General features: G+C 74.8%; 7 protein-coding genes. 5 read left to right on the top strand and 2 right to left on the bottom strand.

What is annotated here, in order from left to right; genetic code table 11:
• Positions 1-30 precede the first annotated feature (30 nt).
• Positions 31-1,119 (top strand): cellulose binding domain-containing protein, encoded by a 1,089-nt coding sequence (locus SM573_RS23270; RefSeq protein WP_474617052.1) that lies wholly within the window; start codon positions 31-33, stop codon positions 1,117-1,119.
• Between the two features lie 18 nt (positions 1,120-1,137).
• Here the strand turns inward: SM573_RS23270 and SM573_RS23265 are convergent, their stop codons facing one another.
• Complete coding sequence (locus SM573_RS23265; protein ID WP_474617051.1) at positions 1,138-2,730, bottom strand: GMC family oxidoreductase; 1,593 nt, start codon at positions 2,728-2,730, stop codon at positions 1,138-1,140.
• A 181-nt stretch (positions 2,731-2,911) separates the two neighbouring features.
• Here SM573_RS23265 and SM573_RS23260 point away from each other — a divergent pair, with 181 nt between their 5' ends.
• From SM573_RS23260 to SM573_RS23250, 3 genes are all read left to right on the top strand, one after another.
• Positions 2,912-5,722: a family 78 glycoside hydrolase catalytic domain gene (locus SM573_RS23260; RefSeq protein ID WP_474617050.1), complete on the top strand. Its 2,811-nt coding sequence runs from the start codon at positions 2,912-2,914 to the stop codon at positions 5,720-5,722.
• 126 nt (positions 5,723-5,848) lie between these two features.
• Positions 5,849-10,501, top strand: coding sequence for a family 78 glycoside hydrolase catalytic domain (locus tag SM573_RS23255; protein WP_474617049.1), 4,653 nt, complete (start codon positions 5,849-5,851; stop codon positions 10,499-10,501).
• A gap of 35 nt (positions 10,502-10,536) precedes the next feature.
• Positions 10,537-14,388, top strand: coding sequence for a family 78 glycoside hydrolase catalytic domain (locus SM573_RS23250; protein WP_474617048.1), 3,852 nt, complete (start codon positions 10,537-10,539; stop codon positions 14,386-14,388).
• A 142-nt stretch (positions 14,389-14,530) separates the two neighbouring features.
• Here SM573_RS23250 and SM573_RS23245 read toward each other — a convergent pair whose 3' ends face one another.
• A complete protein-coding gene (locus tag SM573_RS23245; RefSeq protein ID WP_474610682.1) occupies positions 14,531-15,562 on the bottom strand; it encodes a LacI family DNA-binding transcriptional regulator in 1,032 nt (343 codons plus the stop codon).
• A 316-nt stretch (positions 15,563-15,878) separates the two neighbouring features.
• On the opposite strand from SM573_RS23245, the gene SM573_RS23240 reads away from it, so the two are divergent.
• Positions 15,879-17,405: a sugar ABC transporter ATP-binding protein gene (locus tag SM573_RS23240; protein WP_474610681.1), complete on the top strand. Its 1,527-nt coding sequence runs from the start codon at positions 15,879-15,881 to the stop codon at positions 17,403-17,405.
• Positions 17,406-17,435 lie beyond the last annotated feature (30 nt).

Genomic DNA, 17,435 nt, shown 5'->3' with positions numbered 1-17,435 from the left:
GCGGGACGCCGCGGACCGTAGAGTCTCGCCGTGATCGAGATCGGTGCGCAGGTCGACCTGTTCCACCCCGTCGACCGGGTCTGGCACGCGTTGACGGACCGAGGGCTGCTCGGCCGGTGGTTCACGGAGGTGGCGGCGGACGACGGGTCGCCCGGCCGGCTGCGGTTCGCCACGTCGGGGCTGCCCGGCTTCGATGCCGTGGTGGAGGCGGAGGTGGTCGAGCGGCGCGCCCCGGAACTGATCACGCTGCGCTGCCGGGAGGCGGACCGCCGTACTCGGTTGACCTGCTCCCTCACGTCCATCAGCGACGGCTGCCGCCTGTCGGTGCGGGAGACGCTGGAGCACGGTGAGTGGGTGCCGCCGCTGCGCGACGCCCGCGAGGAGAGCTACCGGCAGGCGCTCACCAACCGGCTCCCCGCCATCCTCGACTGGTTCGCCTTCCAGCAGGTCGACCTGCGTCGCGGTGACGCCGGCATGACGACGGAGCTGCCGCTCGTGGCGCTGCCGGGCACGGCACGGTCGCGTGGCCGCCGGGGAATGGTGTTCCTCGCCGGCGGAGTCGGCATGCTCCTGGCCGGCGGGGCGGCCGTGTGGGCGCTGCGCCCGGACCAGACGCCACAGGCGGCGGCGCCACCGGCGCCCGCGGGGAGCGAGTCGCCGAGTGGCAGCGCCGCCCCGTCGAGCCGTCGACCGGCGGCCACGTCGGCGGCCCGCCCCACCCGGACGGCCAGCCCGACCGCCAGCCCCAGCCGCAGCCCCTCGGCGAAGCCCTCCCGTACGCGCAGCTCGGCCCCGCCGACCGTCGGGCCGGTCATGACGGCCCGATACCAGACCACCTCCTCCCGGCTCCTGGGCTACACCGGCGAGGTGGTGGTCACCAACCCGGGCACCGTCGCGGGGAAGGCCTGGAGCGTGGTCGTGACCTTCTCCGACGACAGCGAGGTCAGCAAGGTCAACGGCGCCGAGTGGCGGCAGGACGGGCAGACGGTCACGTTCACCGGGTCTTCCCTGGCGGCGGGCCGGTCGCAGACGATCAGGTTCGACGTACGGGACAGCGCGGCGTTCGCCGAGGGCCCCCAGAGCTGCGCGATCGACGGGGACCCGTGCGAGGGCCTGTGACGGGGGTCGTCGCGCCGGTCAGTGGTCCGTGATGAGGTCGGCGGCCCGCCAGGCCAGCGCCATCACCGGGGCGTTCAGGTAGCCGGAGACCAGCACCGGCAGCACCGACGCGTCGACGACCCGCAGGCCGGCGATGCCCCGGACACGCAGCCGGGCGTCGACCACCGCGTCGTCGTCCGGCCCCATGGCGCAGGTGCCCACCGCGTGGTAGCCGCAGTAGCCGTTCTCCAGCGAGGCCCGGACGATCTCGTCGTCGTCCTGGACCGCCGGCCCGGGCACCGTCTCGGTGGAGATCCGCTTGGCGATGGGACCGGTGGCGAACAGCTCGCGCACCCGCCGGAAGGCGTTCACGGCGACCCGCCGGTCGTACGGGTCGTCGAAGTAGTTGGCGACGATCCGCGGGGGCGCATCCGGGTCGGGTGAGGTGATGGCGAGGAAGCCCTCGCTCCGCGGCCGGGTCACCGCCACGAGCCCCATGAGCCCCGGCTCCGACTCCAGCTCCAGCGCCCGGCCCGGCCGCCGGGGCGCCGCCGAGTAGGGGGCGAGCAGCAGCTGCGCGTCGGGCCGGTCGGCCTCGGGCCCGGAGCGGATGTAGGCGCCGACGTCGGACACCGGGAGCGCCAGGGGGCCCCGGCGGGTGAGCAGGTAACGCAGCGCGGCGCGGGCCTGACCGAGGCCGGTGCTGAGCGCGGGGTTGTACCCGCCCCGGGCGGCCAGCCGGAACTGGAGCGGCACCGAGCGGTGCTCGCGCAGGCCGGCGCCCACCCGGGCCCGGTCGAGCAGCACCCGCACCCCGGCGCCGCGCAACACGTCCGCGGGTCCGATGCCGGAGACCTGGAGCAGGTGCGGTGTGGCGAGCGCGCCGGCCGCGAGGACGACCTCGGCGGAGGCGTAGCAGTCGACGACCGCGCCCGCCCGCTGGACGCGTACACCCTGGGCGCGTCCGTTGTGGATCAGCAGGCGGCGCACGACGGTCCGCACGGAGACCGTCAGGTTGGGCCGGTCGAGGACCGGGCGCAGGAACGCCTCGGCGGCGCTGACCCGGCGGCCGTCGCGGATGGTCGCCATCAGGTAGCCGATGCGCTCGCCGTCGTCGGCGTTGAGGTCGTCGACCCGGCGCCAGCCCAGCTCCTCGCCGCTCGCGATGATCTCCTCGCAGAGCTCGTCGGTGCCGGTGGCGGTGGAGAGCCGCAGCGGCCCGCCGGTGCCGCGCGACCCGTCCGCGCCGAGCGGGTTGTCCTCCAGCCGTTTGAAGATCGGCAGCATGGTGTCCCAACCCCAGCCGGGGTTGCCGAGACGCTCCAACTCGTCGTAGTCGACGCGGTCGCCCCGGCCGTAGACCATGCCGTTGATCGCGCTGGACCCGCCGATGATCCGGCCGCGCTGCCAGGTTTCCCGCTGCCCGGGCGCCACCTCGGCGGGGTAGTGCCAGGCGGTGCGCCGGTCGTCCATGAGCTTGCTGAAACCCTTGGGGATGCGGACGTAGGGGCTGCGGTCCCAGCCGCCCGCCTCGACCAACAGGACCCGGGTGCCCGGATCGGCGCTCAACCGGTTGGCCAGCACGCAGCCCGCGGCTCCCGCGCCGACGACGATGTAGTCGTACTCCGCCACGAGGCACCCCCGTTCCGCCGGCTCCGTCGGGACATACGGTAGGCCCTTGATCACTCTACGGGAAGGGTGTTCGCGTTCGCCGGACCGTCCCTCGTGGCCGGATCCGGCCACGGCGGACGTCTTCACAGGACGGAGACGAGCACGTAGCCTGCCTGAAACGATTCACAGGCGGGAGGCAGGCGTGCCACCTCGGATCTTCGACTCACGACCACTCGCCGGGCGGGGCCGGACCACCGTGATCATCGCCGCCGCGACGGTCGCCGCGACGGTCCTCACCGGGGCGCCACCCGCACTCGCCGCCCGGGGACACGCCCCGGCCGCGCCGGTCGCCCTCACCGTCGACGACCGGCCACACCCGCTCAACGTGGAGGGCGCTCCGAGCTTCGGCTGGCTGCCCCGGGACGCCGACCCCGGCGAGGTCCAGACCGGCTACCGGATCACGGTCGCCGACAGCCGTGGCCGCACGGTCTGGGACTCCGGCAGGGTCCCGTCCGACCAGCAGTCCTACGTGCCCTACGCCGGGCCCGCGCTGCGGCCCGGATCGGCGTACCGGTGGACCGTGCGCACCTGGGACCGCACCGGCCGCCAGTCCCCGCCCGCCACCGGCGCCTTCGAGACCGGCATCCCCGACGACCAGTGGGAGGGCGCGAGCTGGATCCGCCGGCCCACCACGGAGGCGGACGACTACACCCTGGCCCGCACCGAGGTGCGCCCCAGCGCGAGCAGGGTCGTCCGCGCCCGCGCCTACACCGCCGCCGACCACACCTACGAGCTCTACCTCAACGGCGTGCGCGCCGACCGCGGCACCTCCTTCGGCTACCCCGGCGAGGACTACTACCAGGCGGCCGACGTGACCCGCCTCGTGACCGCCGGCCGGCCGCTCGCCATCGGCCTGCGTTACCACTGGTACGGCAGCGGCCAGGGCCGGCCCGCCGGGGCCCGCGGCGCGCTCATGAAGCTCGTCGTCGAGCACGCCGACGGCACCCGCGAGGTGTTCGTCACCGACGGATCGTGGCGGGTGGCCCGGGACACCCGGTTCGTGGCCGGCGCCGAACGCCGCAACGGCGAGGGCGACCGGGTCGAGCGGCAGGACGCCCGCGCCGAGGTGACCGGCTGGACGCGGCCCGGCTTCGACGACACCGTCGCGCCCTTCACGGCCGCCGAGGTGATCGGCGCGCACCCGACCGCGTCGTCCCCGCACCTCGTCGGCCAGGAGACCCGGCTGACCGAGACCACCGTCGCCCCGGTCGCCCTGCGCACCGCCGCCGACGGCACGGTGGTCGCCGACTTCGGTGTGGTCGTCCCCGCCCGCCCGGCCGTCCGGTTCGACGCCGGCGTCGCCGGGCGCACGGTCCCCATCCGGGCCGGCTACACCCTCACCGACACCGGCCGGGTCGCCACGTCCACCCTGTTGTCCCAGGGCACCGACATGAGCTTCCCGTACATCCAGAGCGACGGCCCCCAGCAGTTCCGCGCCTTCACCCACCTCGGCTTCCGGTATCTGGAGATCCCCGACGCCGGCGAGGACATCTCGCTGCGCGACATCTCCGCCGTCGTGGTGCACACCGACGTCCCGGCCGGCCGGGAGGCCACCTTCGCCAGCTCCGATCCCACGCTCGACGCGGTCTGGGCGATGATGACGCGCTCCGCGCTCTACTCCGTCCAGGAGGCGTTCGTCGACACGCCCACCCGCGAGAAGGGCCAGTTCCTCGGCGACGCCGCCAACATCTCGTACGCCACCATGGGCGCCTTCGGCGAGCGGGACGCCACCCAGCAGGCCATCCGGGAGTTCCTCCGCTCGGCCGCCCGCTACTGGAACACCGGCGCCGACCGGGGTCGCTACAACGCCGTGTACCCCAACGGCGACGGCAAGCGCGACATCCCCGACTACTCCCTGATGTTCGTCGACTGGGTGTGGCGGTACTGGAGCGAGACCGGTGACCGTCAGCTCCTCGCCGAGGCGTACCCGTTCGTGCGGGACACCGCCGACTACGTGCTGCGCCACATCCCGGCCACCGGCCCGACCGCCGGCCTCGTCACCGAGCTCGCGGGCGGCAGCGGCGCCTACCGGTACGGCATCGTCGACTGGCCCGAGCCCGGCCGGTTCGGCTACGACATGAGCGCCGCGGCCCGCACCACCATCAACGCCCAGGGCGTCGACGTCCTGCGTACCACCGCCCGGATGGCCGAGGCCCTCGGCCGACCCGCCGCGGAGGTCGCCGGCTACGACGGGCACGCCACCGACCTCGTCGACGCGATGAACACCAGGCTGCGCCGCGCCGACGGCGCCTACGTCGACGGGCTGTCGGCCGACGGCGCCCCCAGCGCGCACGCCGGCCAGCACGCGACCTCGTACGCCGTCGCGCACGGCGTGGCCCCGGCGGCGGACCGGCCGGCACTGGCCGCGCACCTGGCGTCGATGGGCATGAAGCAGGGACCCATGACGGCGCACTGGCTGTTGCGGGCGCTGGCCGACGCCGACCGGCCCGACGCCGTGCTGCGGCTGCTGACCAACCCCGACGACCTCGGGTGGGCCGACATCCTCGCCCAAGGCGGCACGTTCACCTGGGAGGCGTGGACGCTCGACCCCGGCAGCAACTTCAGCCAGTCGCACGGGTGGGGCGCGCAGGCCGTGGTCGACGTGCAGGAGACCCTGCTCGGCGTCCGGACCGCCAGCCCCGGCGCGGCCCGGGTCGACATCGTGCCGCCCGCCGTCGGGCTCGACCACGCGGCCGGCGTCGTGCCCACCCAGCGGGGAGCGGTACGCCTCGACTGGCGGCGCACCGGCGCGGGCCTGCGCGTCGACCTGGACGTGCCGGTGAACGTCACCGCCCGGGTCGCCCTGCCGCTCACCGAGGGGAAGACCTATCGGGCCGCCGGCCCGAGCAGAGCCAGGTTCGTCGGGGTCGAGGACGGCCGCGCCGTCTTCGAGGTCGGCTCCGGCCGGTCCCAGTTCCGGCCGGTCGCCGACCGGGCCGCCCCGCCACGCTGACCGACGGCCGGGCCGCGCCGTCGGCCCGGCCACCCACCACCGCCGACCACGGTCGGGGCGTCCCGCCGGCCCGACCGCCGCCCGGACCGCCGGCCCGCCCGGCGCCGAGAAGGGTGAGGACCAGGTATGAGGCTCCCGACCCGGCGCGGACTCGCGCTGTCCACAGTGCTCCTGATGCTCGTCGGCCTCGGACCGACGGCGGCCACGGCGACCCCCGCGGCCGCCAACGCGGCGAAGGCGGCCCTCGCCGTGGCCGGTCTCACCACCGAACGGGCCACCGACCCGATCGGCCTGGACCTGCCACGGCCCCGGTTCGGCTGGCGGATCGACTCCGCCGCCCGTGGGGTGGTCCAGGAGTCCTACCAGGTACGCGTCGCCACGAGCAGCGACCGCCTCGACGACCCCGACGTGTGGGACAGCGGCCGGGTCCGATCCCGGCAGAGCACCCTCGTGCCGTACGCCGGCCCCCAGCCGCGCCCCCGCACGCGGTACGTCTGGCAGGTCCGGGTGTGGGACACCGCCGGCCGGTCCTCCGGCTGGAGCGCGCCCGCCTCCTGGGAGACGGGTGTCGGCGGCGCCGAGGGCTGGCGGGCGGACTGGATCGGCCTGCCGTCACCCACCGAGACGTGGGCCGACTACACGGTGCGGACGACGGTGCGCGTGGAACGCGACGCGGCCGGCGTCTACCTGCGCGCCAACGGTCCGGCGAACGGGTACATGTGGCAGTTCTCCGTGGTCGGCGGCACGGCGAAGCTGCGCCCACACGTGCGCGTCGACGGCGCCTGGCGGGTGCTCAAGGAGGTGCCGCTCGACCAGGTCGTGCCGACCGACCGGCTGACCGCCCCGCACACGCTGCGCATCACCGCCTCCGGGGACACCATCACGACCTGGGTGGACGGCACCCAGGTCGACGTCACCCGGGACAGCGCGCACCGTGGCGGCTCGGTCGGCCTGCGCACCGACGGTGCCGAGACCGGCGTCTTCTCCGACTTCTCGGTGACCAGTGGTGACACGACTCTCTTCACGGCACCGCTCACCGACGGCGAGAACCCCTTCGGCGCTGGCACACCCACGGCGGACGGCCTGCGCGTCACCGGCGCCACCGAGGCGATGCTCACCGCGCTGGACGCGAACCCGCTGCTGCGACGCGGGTTCCGGGTCGACGGCGAGATCGCCCGCGCCCGGATCTACGCCACCGCGCTCGGGGTCTACCAGCTGTCGCTGAACGGCCGGCGGGTCGGCGACCACGAGCTGGCGCCCGGCTGGACCGACTACGACAAGCGCGTGCAGTACCAGACCTACGACGTGACCGGTCAGCTCCGCCAGGGCGACAACGCCCTGGGCGCGCTGCTCGGGGACGGCTGGTACTCCGGCACCATCGCCTCGTTCGGCACCGACCACTACGGCTCCCGCCCCCACCTGAGTGCGCAACTCGTCGTCGACTACACCGACGGGCGCAGCGAGACCGTCCGCACCGACGGCTCCTGGCGGGCCACGCCCGGGCCGTTGCGGCAGAGCGACCTGATCCACGGCGAGACGTACGACGCGCGCCGGCTCCCGTCCGGCTGGGACCGGCCCGGGTTCGACGACTCCGGCTGGTCGGCCGCCACCGTCGACGACACCCGCGCCACCGGCCGGATCGTCGCCCAGGTCGACCCGCCGGTGCGGGTCGTGCAGGAGCTGACGGCCCGCGCCCTGACCCAGCCCACCCCCGGAACGTGGATCGTCGACCTCGGGCAGAACATGGTCGGCAAGGTGCGGCTGCGGGTCGACGGGCCCGCCGGCGCCACCATCCGCGTCCGGCACGCCGAGGTGCTCAACCCCGACGGCACCGCGTACACCGCCAACCTGCGCTCGGCCCGCGCCACCGACCACTACACCCTCCGGGGCGGCGGAGCCGAGGTCTACGAGCCGACGTTCACCTTCCACGGCTTCCGGTACGTCGAGCTGACCGGCTTCCCGGGCACCCCCGACCTGTCCACCGTCACCGGCCTGGTCATGCACACCGACGGGGAGCTCACCGGCGAGTTCGAGACCTCCAGCGCGATGGTGAACCAACTGCACAGCAACATCACCTGGGGGCAGCGGGGCAACTTCCTGTCCATCCCGACCGACACCCCGGCCCGCGACGAGCGGCTCGGCTGGACCGGCGACATCAACGTCTTCGCCGAGACCGCGACGTTCAACATGGACAGCCTCACGTTCCTCACCAAGTGGCTGCGGGACCTGCGTGACGCCCAGTCCGCCAACGGCGCGTACCCCGACGTGGCGCCGCGGGTCTGCTGCGGCGACGGGGCGACCGGATGGGGCGACGCCGGCATCACCGTGCCGTACACACTCTGGCAGCGCTACGGCGACACCCGGGTCGTCGAGGAGCACTACGCGTCGATGACGCGGTACGCGTCCTGGTTGGAGAGCACCAGCTCGGGCAGGCTGCGCACCAACGCCGGGCCGTACCTCGACTGGCTCAACCTGGACGACCCGACGCCCGCCGGGGTGATCGGCACCGCCTACTACGCGTACAGCATCCGGCTGCTGGGGGAGATGGCCGCCGCCATCGGCCGGGACGCCGACGCGGCCCGCTACGCGGCGCTCGCCACGGACATCGCCGCGGCGTTCGTCGACGCCTACGTCGCGGCGGACGGCACCGTGCAGGGCGACAGCCAGACCGGGTACGTGCTGGCCATCGGCATGGACCTGCTGCCCGACCCGCTGCGGGCCCGCGCCGCCGACCGCCTCGTCGACAACGTGCGACGCCACGACTGGCACCTGTCCACCGGCTTCCTCGGCACCCCCGACCTGCTGCCGGCGCTGAGCGAGACCGGCCACCTCGACGTCGCGTACCGGCTGCTGCTCAACGACACCTACCCGTCCTGGGGCTACGAGATCGCCAGGGGTGCGACCACCATCTGGGAGCGCTGGAACTCGATCATGCCGGACGGCAGCTTCGGCGACGTGTCCATGAACTCCTTCAACCACTACGCCTACGGCGCCGTGGGCGACTGGATGTACCGGACCGTCGCCGGCATCCGACCCGACCCCGCCAACCCGGGGTACGCGCACCTCACGTTCGCGCCCGAGCCCGGCGGCGGCCTCACCTCCGCCCGGGCGTCGTACCGCGCGGCGCAGGGCGTCATCGGCAGCGACTGGCGCCTCGACGCCCGCGGCGACATGCGCCTGCGCCTCACCGTCCCGGCCAACGTCACCGCGACCGTACGCGTCCCGGCGCCGACCCGGCACGCGGTGACCGAGGGCGGCCGGCCCGCCGACCGGGCCGACGGCGTGCGGTTCGTCCGCATAGACGGCGCCGTGGCCGTCTACGAGATCGGTTCCGGGGCGTACGACTTCGCCGTCGACCGGGTGCTCGGCGACCTGGGCGAGGCCGGTGACGCGGTGCGGGACCTCGCGGCGCTGACCGACGACCTCGCCGACGAGCTGGGCCGGCCCGTGACGGCGTACCTGCGCGCCCGGCTCGGCCGACTCGGCGTCACGACGGCGGAGGCCCGCGCGGCGTACCTGGCGCGCGACACCCGCGACGCCGCCACCGCCGCGCACCGCTCCCTCGCCACCGTCGACGACGTGGACCGGTGGCTGCGCACGCAGGTCGGCCTCGGCCGGCTCGACAAGGCCCACGCCGACCGTTACGCCACGCTGCTCACCCGCGTCGACCAGCGGCTCTCCGCCGCGTCCTCGACGCTGGTCGGGGCCGTGGTGACGCTCGACCTCCCGGTGGGGGAGCGGCTGCCCGGCGACGTCGTCCGCGCGACGGTCGTCCTCACCAACGGCGGCGGTGCGCCGCTGACCGGGGTGAGCACCCGGCTGACGGCCCCGGACGGTTGGACGGTGAGCCGCGTCGGCGACCAGCCGGCCACGGTCGCGCCCGGCGCCACGGTGCGACACCGCTACGACCTGCGGATCCCGGCCGGGCAGCCGCCCGCGACCGGTGCCGTGGACGGCGCGGTGAGCTACCGCTACCGGGGTGGCGCGGCCACCCTGCCCGTGTCGGGAACGGTCACCACCGTGCCGGCGGTCGAGATCGTGTCGGCGGCCGCCGACCCCGTCGCCCCCGGCGCGGCCACCACGCTCACCACCGTGCTGCACAACCGGGCCGCCCTCGCCGTGAGCGGACGCCTCACCACCACCGCACCCGACGGCTGGACGGTGAACCCGGCCGGGGCCGACTACCACCTCGCCCCGGGCGCGCGGACCACCGTCTCCACCGTCCTCACCGCGCCGCTGTCCACCACCGAGGGCCCCGCAGCGGTCACCGTCGCGACCGGCGGCACCGAGGCCGAACGGCACCCGCTCACCGTCGGAGTGCGGATCACCAACCCGCCGGCCGGGGCGTACGACCACGTGGACCTCGGCGACCCGGTGTCGGAGCGGGCCCACCGGCTCACCGCCTCCCCGCACTCCGGCACGAACACCGAGGCCGGCCTGACCCGCCGCTACACGAACGTCACCTACCCCGACGGCTGGTTCGAGTTCGACCTGGCCGTCGCGCCCGGCGCGCCGTTCCTGCTGCGCGCCGTCGAGACGTACGACCAGGCGCAGCTGAAGGACTACGAGATCGTCGTCGACGGGGTGCTGGCTCATCCCCGCTCCTGGCGCCGGACGGCGGGCGGCGCCGGCACGGTCGGCTACCAGGTCGTCGTCGACCTGCCGGAAGTGACCCGCGACGGCCTGGTGCGGGTGCGGTTCCGCGACACCGGCGACGGCTACGACCCGTCGATCGCCGACGTCTGGTCCGCGCCGCTGCCCACCGGCGCCCCGTCCTGACCTCCACCGTCTCACCCGCACCCGAGGAGAAGTTGATGGCGCAGACCCCACGACCCGCCCCGACGGCGGGATCGGAACTCAGCCGCCGGTCCCTGCTCGGCTGGAGCGTCGCCGGCGCCGGCGCGGTGGCGATCGGCGCGGGCACGGCCGCGCCCGCCGAGGCGGCTCCACCCGCCCACGCCGGCGCCGGGCCGCTCACCGTCGACCGGCTGCGCACCGAGTACGCCGACCGGCCGCTCGGCACCGACGTCACCGCGCCGCGCTTCTCCTGGACCGGTGCCGCCCACGGCCACAACGCCACCCAGAGCGCCTATCAGGTGCTGGTGGCCACCCGCCCGGACCGGCTCACCCCCGGGGCGACCGACGTGTGGGACTCGGGCCGGGTCGCGTCGGCGCGCTCGGTCGGTGTCCCGTACGCCGGCCCCCGGCTCGCGCCGCGCACCCGCTACCACTGGCGGGTACGCGTCTGGGACGGGTCCGGCCGGACGACGGGCTGGAGCACGCCGAGCTGGTTCGAGACCGGTCTGCTCGACGAGGGCTTCGGGGCCGCCCGGTGGATCGGGGCGGAGCCGGACGTCGAGACGGCGCCACTGGACCTCGCCGGCGCCTCCTGGGTCTGGTCGCCGGACGCCACGTCGGGCAACGCCCCGGCCGGCGCCCGCTGGTTCCGGGGCGGGCTCGCGATCCCGGCGGGCACCGAGATCGCCGTCGCGTACCTCGTGGTGACCGCCGACGACGACTACACGGCGTACGTCGACGGGCAGCAGGTGCTGCACGCGCCGCAGGAGGCCGACGGCTGGAAGAAGGCCGACGCCGCCGATGTCACCGCGCTCGCCCGCGCCGCGGTCGGCCGGAGGCTCACCGTCGCCGCGGTGGCCGTGAACCGTCCCGGCCCCTCGGTCAACCCGGCCGGGTTGCTGGCGAAGCTGGTCGTCACCACCACGGCGGGGGAGCGGCTCGTCCTGCTCACCGACTCCTCGTGGCGCAGCGCCGACACGGAGCGTCAGGGGTGGGCGGAGCCGGGGCACGACGACACGGGCTGGGCGGGCGTCGCGGTGCTCGCCCCGTACGGGCAGGGGCCGTGGGGCGGCAACGTCACCGTGCCGCAGCCGCACGTCCTCGACCTCTCCGGTGCCTCCTGGGTGTGGGGGCCGGGCGCGACGACGAACAACGCCCCCGTCGGCCCGCGCTGGTTCCGGGGCCGGCTGGCCCTGCCCGCCGGCACCGACGTCGCGTCCGCTCGACTGATCATGAGCGCCGACGACGACTTCACCGCCCACCTGGCCGGCCGGCTCGTGCTGTCCGCGCCCGAGCAGACCGACGGCTGGCGTACCGCACGGGTCGCGGACGTCACCGAGCTGACCCGCGGCGCCGTCGGCGGCGACCTGGTGCTCGCCGCGCTCGCCACCAACCGGGGCGGCGCCTCGGTCAACCCGGGCGGCCTCATCGCGAAACTGGTCGTGCGGACCGCCGACAACCGGGACCTGGTGCTGACCACCGACGCCTCGTGGCGCACCACGGGCACCGCGGAGTCCGGCTGGGAGCAGCCGGGTCACGACGAGTCGGCCTGGTCGCCGGTGGTCGTGCTCGCCCCGTACGGCCAGGGACCGTGGGGCAGCGGCGTCGAGCCGCCGGTGCGGGAGCGGCCCGCGCCGCTGCTGCGGCGGGAGTTCCGGCTGAGGAAGCCGGTGGCCCGCGCCCGGCTGTACGCGACCGGCCTCGCCTACCAGGTGCTGCACCTCAACGGCGAGCGCGTCGGGTCGGCCGTGCTGGACCCGGGGTTCACCGACTACGACGACACCGTCCTGTACGTGACGCACGACGTCACCGAGCTGCTCGCGCGGGGGACGAACGTGCTCGGCGCCGAGCTGGGCCGCGGCTTCTACGGCATGACGACCCGCAACGTCTGGCGCTGGCACCAGCCGCCCTGGCACGGCGAGCCGCGCCTGCTCGCGCGCCTCGTCGTCGACCACCCCGACGGCTCGCGTACCGAGATCGTGAGCGACGACGCCTGGCGGGTGACCGACGGTCCCACCCGCTCGAACTCCCTGTTCGCCGGGGAGACCTACGACGCCCGGCTGGAGCCGTCGGGCTGGTCGACGGCGGGGTTCGACGACTCCGGCTGGGCCGGCGCCAGCGTCCTGGACGCCCCGGCGGGCACGCTGCGGGCCCAGGAGCACGAGCCCGTCCGGATCGTCGAGTCCCTCACCCCGGTGCGGCTCAGCTCACCCCGCGCCGGCGTCTGGGTCGCCGACTTCGGCCGGACGACGGCCGGCTGGGTGCGCCTGCGGACCACCGCCCCCGCCGGCACCGTCATCCGCGTCCTGTACGGCGAGAAGCTGCGCGCCGACGGGACCGTGGAGGCGTCCAACGGCAACGTCCAGAGCGCCCGGTTCCAACTCGACGAGTACGTGGCCCGCGGCGGCGGCGAGGAGGTGTGGGAGCCGCGCTTCTCGTACAAGGGCTTCCGGTACGTGCAGCTCGACGGGCTGCCCGGCGCCGCGACCACGGAGACCCTCGCCATGCGCGTGGTGCACTCCGACGTCCGCGACGTGGGCGAGTTCCGGTGCAGCGAGCCGCTGTTCGAGCGGTTCGAGCGGATGATGCGGCGCACGGTGCGCAACAACCTGCACGGCATCCCCACCGACACCCCCATGTACGAGAAGAACGGCTGGACCGGTGACGCACAGGTGGCCGCCCCCACCATGGCCGGTCTGCTGGACCTGTCGCGGTTCTTCACGAAGTGGCTGGGTGACCTGCGCGACGCCCAGGTCACCTCCGGCCAGGTGCCGGTCATCGTGCCCAGCGGCGGCTGGGGATACCAGGAACTCGCCCCGGCGCCGGAGTGGACCACCGTCTACCCGTTCCTGCTGCGCGAGATGCACCGCTGGTACGGCGACGACCGGCTGCCCCGCCAGCACTGGGATGCGGTGGTGGACTACCTGGAGTGGGAGCTGGGCCGGCTCAGCGACGGGCTCGCGGTGACCGCGCTCGGGGACTACCTGTCGCCGGGCACCGGTGGGAACCCGCCCGAGGACACCCGGCTCACCGCCACCGCGTACCTGCACCGGGCGCTGGTGGCGACCGCCGAGGTGGGCGAGCTGATCGGGCAGGACGCGCGGGCGGCCCGCTTCCGTTCGGCGGCCGCCGGGCTGCGCGACCGTCTCAACGAGACGTTCCTCGACCGGACGCGGGGCCTCTACCGCACCGACCGCGATCCCGGCTACCGGCAGACCTCAAACGCCGTCCCGCTGGCGTTCGGCCTGGTGCCCGAGGACCTGGTGGGCGCGGTGGTGGAGAACCTGGTGGCCGACATCCGGGAGCGGGGCTGGCACCTCAACACCGGCTGCCTCGGCACCAGCGTCCTGCTGCCGGTGCTGACCACGCACGGCCACGCCGACGTGGCGGCCCGGGTCGCGTTGCAGCGGACGTACCCGAGCTGGGGCTTCTGGGTGGACAACGGCGCGGACACGATGTGGGAGATGTGGCCGACCTCCACCCGGTCCCGCCAGCACTACTTCCACGGCACGGTGGTGCAGTGGCTCTACGAGCACGTGGCCGGCCTGCGACCGGTCGCCGACGGCTGGGCCCGCATCGTCGTCCGGCCCGACGCCCGCGCCGAGGTCTCCTCGGCGTCGGCGGCCGTCGACACGGTACGCGGCCGGGCGTCCTCCGCCTGGCGGAGCGAGCGCGGCCGGTTCGAGCTGACCGTGCGGGTGCCGGTCGGCGCCACCGCCGAGGTGCACGTGCCCGCGGCGCGGGCCGGCGACGTCGAGGCGTCACCGGGCGGGCTGGTCAAGGCCCGGCGGATGGAGGCGGGCTACCTGGTGCACACCGTGGGCGCCGGCACCTGGCACTTCACGAGCACCTCCGCCCCCACCACCTGACCCCCAACCCCCGCCTCCCGCCCCGCTCCTTCCGGTGATCACGAGGGTCGCCTCGTCCGGAGTCCGGATTCTGACGCGAACCTCTTGACCACCGGGGCGGGGGGCGGGGGTGGGAGGGGAGGGGGTGGAGCCGGGGGCGGGGTCAGCGGCGGCCGCGCCGGGGTTGCTCGCTGGAGCGGCGGACGACGAGCTCGGGTTGGAACACGACGTGCCGGTGCTGGTGCGTCTCGCCGTGCTCGGCCTCTTCGAGCAGGAGTTGGGCGGCGGTGCGGCCCAGCTGCTCGCGGGGCTGGCGCACGGAGGACAGCGGCACCGCCGCGGCGGCGGCGAACTCGATGTCGTCGTAACCGACGATCGCGATGTCGCCGGGCACGCGCAGGCCGCGCGCCGTCAGCTCCTGGAGCACGCCGAGGGCGACGAGGTCGTTGGCGCAGAAGACCGCGGTGGGGCGTTGCCGGGCGGGCAGCGCCAGCAGGTCCTCGGCGGCCCCCCGCCCGGCGGCGACGGTCAGGTTGGGGGTGGCCGCGACCCGCAGGTCGGCGTCGCCGCCGCGTTCCTCCAGGGCCTCGGCGGCGCCGGCGTGCCGGTCGGCCACCTGCGCGATGGAGAGCGGCCCCCCGACGTACGCGATGCGGCGGTGGCCCTGGTCGAGGAGGTGATCCATGGCGAGCCGGCCGCCGAGGACGTCGTCGACGGCCACCGAGCAGCGGCTGGCCCGGCCGGTGCCGCGGTCGACGAGGACGACGGGGATGCCGCGGTCGATGAGCTTCTCGAGGTGGGGCTGCGGCCCGTCACCTACCGGGGTGATGAGCACGCCGCGTACGCGTTGCTCCTCCAGCAGTTCGAGGTGCCGGCGCTCGCGGGCGACGTCCTCGCCGCTGTTGCAGACGATGAGCATGGCGCCGGTCGCCTCGACGACCTGTTCGGCGCCGCGGACCATGTCGGTGAAGAACGGGTTGGCCACGTCCAGGACGACGATGGCGACGGTGCGGCTCTGCCCGGCGCGCAGCTGGCGGGCGGAGTCGTTGCGCACGTAGCCGAGCTCGGCGATGGCGTCGAGGACCCGCTGCCGGGTGGCGGGGGCGACCATGTCGGGCCGGTTGAGCACGTTGCTCACCGTGCCGAGCGACACGCCGGCGTGGCGGGCCACCTCCTTGATGCTTGCCCCTGCCATGGCTCCCTCGACGATCCCTAGCTGCGGCGACCCCGGTGACGCCGGCCCCGGGACGCGGTGGTCCCGGAACGTGATGGTCCCGGAACGTGAACGGGCGCGTCGCGCAGGGCGGGCCCGGCCGGGCGATGCCGGGCAGTCTATAGCTCCTAAAACGTTTCATCCAGTTGCCCCGCACCCCGGGCGCGCCTCCCCACCCAGGGACGGGAGGCGGCGGCGCTTCGGCAACAGGTAGGAAATCGCGGGGAAACCCTTGACGCTCGTCAACGCCTGCCCCTACCGTCCAGGCACGACATGAAACGATTCAGGAGGGGGTTGGATGAGCCCCGGCACACCGGGCGCGGACGGCGCACCGCTGCTGGTACTCGACGGCGTGACGAAGTCCTTCGGCGCCGTGGCCGCCCTGCGCGGGGTGCACCTGGCGCTGCATCCCGGCGAGGCGCACGCCCTGGTCGGTGAGAACGGGGCCGGCAAGTCCACTCTGGTCAAGACGCTGGCGGGCGCGCACGCGCCGGACACCGGGCGGATGACCCTCGACGGCCGACCGCTGGAGCTGCGCGCCCCCGCCGACGCCCTCGCCGCCGGCATCGCCGTCATCTACCAGGAACCGACGCTGTTCCCGGACCTGTCGGTCGCGGAGAACATCTACATGGGCCGGCAGCCGCTGCGCGGCCTGCGCCGCATCGACGCGGCGGCCATGAACCGCGACGCCGAGCGGCTCTTCGCGCGGCTCGGCGTCCGGATCGACCCCACCCGACCCGCGCGCGGGCTGTCCATCGCCGACCAGCAGCTCGTCGAGATCGCCAAGGCGCTCTCCTTCGACGCCCGGGTCCTGGTCATGGACGAGCCGACCGCCGCGCTCTCCGGCGTCGAGGTGGAACGCCTCTTCGGGGTCGCCCGGTCGCTGTGCGAGCGCGGCGCGGCGGTGCTGTTCATCTCGCACCGCTTCGACGAGGTCTTCTCGCTGTGCCAGCGGATCACCGTCCTGCGCGACGGCGCCTGGGTCTCCACCGACCGCACCGCGGACCTCACCGTCGACGAGGTCGTGCGGCGCATGGTGGGCCGCGACGTCTCGTCCCTCTACCCCAAGCAGGCCGCGCCGGTGCGCGACACCCTGCTGGAGGTACGGGGGCTCACCCGCGCCGGTGTCTTCTCCGACGTCTCCTTCGACGTCCGGGGTGGCGAGATCGTCGCCCTGGCCGGGCTGGTCGGCGCCGGCCGCAGCGAGGTGGCCCGCGCGATCTTCGGAGTGGACCGCTACGACGCGGGCGAGGTGCGCGTCGCCGGCCGGGTGCTGCGTCCCGGCAGCCCGCGCCGGGCCATCTCGGCCGGCATGGCGCTGGTCCCCGAGGACCGCCGCCAGCAGGGGCTGGTCATGGAGCTGTCGGTGGAACGCAACGCCACGCTGGCCCGCCGCCGGGCGCTGAGCCGGCTGGGCCTGCTCCTCGGCGGCGCCGAGCGGGCCGAGGCCCGCCGGTGGACCCGCCAGTTGCGGGTCAAGACGGCCCGGCTCGCCGCACCGGTCGCGACCCTGTCCGGCGGCAACCAGCAGAAGGTCGTCCTCGCCAAGTGGCTCGCCACCGAACCCCGGATCCTGATCATCGACGAGCCGACCCGCGGCATCGACGTCGGCACCAAGGCCGAGGTCCACCGGCTCCTCTCCGAACTGGCCGGCGAGGGGCTGGCCATCCTGATGATCAGCAGTGAGCTGCCCGAGGTGCTCGGGATGGCCGACCGGGTCCTGGTCATGCACGAGGGGCGCCTGGTCCGCGAGCTGCCCCGGGCCGAGGCCGACGAGACCTCGGTGATGCTCGCCGCCACCGGCCAGGGAGGGGCGAGGGCATGAACTCACGTCAGCGAACGATCCATCGGGACG

The sequence above is a fragment of the Micromonospora xinjiangensis genome (assembly GCF_056150165.1).
This window is presented reverse-complemented; position numbering and strand designations above follow the sequence as displayed.

Excerpts from the sequence above, each read along its gene's own strand:
- SM573_RS23255 (WP_474617049.1), top strand. The coding sequence starts at position 5,849 with ATGAGGCTCCCGACCCGGCGCGGACTCGCGCTGTCCACAGTGCTCCTG.
- SM573_RS23245 (WP_474610682.1), bottom strand. The coding sequence starts at position 15,562 with ATGGCAGGGGCAAGCATCAAGGAGGTGGCCCGCCACGCCGGCGTGTCG.
- SM573_RS23250 (WP_474617048.1), top strand. The coding sequence starts at position 10,537 with ATGGCGCAGACCCCACGACCCGCCCCGACGGCGGGATCGGAACTCAGC.
- SM573_RS23240 (WP_474610681.1), top strand. The coding sequence starts at position 15,879 with ATGAGCCCCGGCACACCGGGCGCGGACGGCGCACCGCTGCTGGTACTC.